We start from the raw sequence: 904 nt of genomic DNA, 5'->3' as shown, positions 1-904 counted from the left end.
AACTTAAGACGAAAGGCCTTATCGAAAGATAAGGCCTTTTTTCTATGCAAAATATACAGCGGAGCGGTCACTCCCAACCATCCATGGCGCTTTTAGGCTCTTGTTTAGAGAAAGTCGGCTTATCACGCGTGCCGAAGGCACACGGGTTCGAGTCCCGTCCGCTCCGCAAACTTAAGACGAAAGCCTCTGCATTCTTATTCTAAAAGTGTGCAGAGGCTTTTTTCGTATATATGACATTTACATTGTGTTTAGTGACGTAGCGGATAAATCCGCCGCAGCTACGCTAAAGCTTCGTGATAGTAGGCTTGTGGCTACGCCACCAAGTTAAGAAAATAGGTGCTTCACTGTATCAATCGCTATTTTCCCTTCGTATCTGTTTGATCTTTAGCCTAAGCAGGCGTTGCTATGATAAATCTGAAGCCGTTATGCTGTGGCAATATCGTATTTTTAAAAATCATGACTGATATTATTTCATTCAGAGCTGCTTTCTGCGGTTGTTTTGTCGCAACTGAATCGGGGCTGCGATCAATTAATTAAAAATTCAAACCTATAATTAATGAAAGTCTGTGCAGCATAAGGCTGCAAGACTGAATAATACGGTGTTCTGGGTAATATTTATCGATATATCAGGCGCTTTTATCATCAGATTGTTGCCCTAAATGAGCGGGTTTAGTGTGTTTATCACACGATAAGCCTGCTATTTAGACGCTTGAGCAGTTCATGCTTAAATAAAGCTTAAAAGGGCTTGCGCTATCTGAGTTAGCCCCTATAATACACCCAACTGATACGGCAAACGGCGCTGTAAAGCAAGTTTGATGAGTGTAAGCGGTTACTCACTAAAACGTAGTTTGATTGATAAAACATCACTCAAACGTAAAACGAAAATTAAGTGTTGACGGCGACT

The 904-nt window shown here is 41.5% G+C and carries 1 tRNA gene; it reads left to right on the top strand.

The features are described from left to right. The first annotated feature begins 60 nt into the window (after positions 1 to 60). Positions 61 to 166, top strand: a tRNA-OTHER gene (locus JCM15074_RS24325). Positions 167 to 904 lie beyond the last annotated feature (738 nt).

The sequence above is a fragment of the Shewanella marina JCM 15074 genome (assembly GCF_000614975.1).
Lineage (GTDB): Bacteria > Pseudomonadota > Gammaproteobacteria > Enterobacterales > Shewanellaceae > Shewanella > Shewanella marina.
Note: the sequence above shows the minus strand (reverse complement) of the source record. Positions and strands in the feature narration are given on the sequence as shown.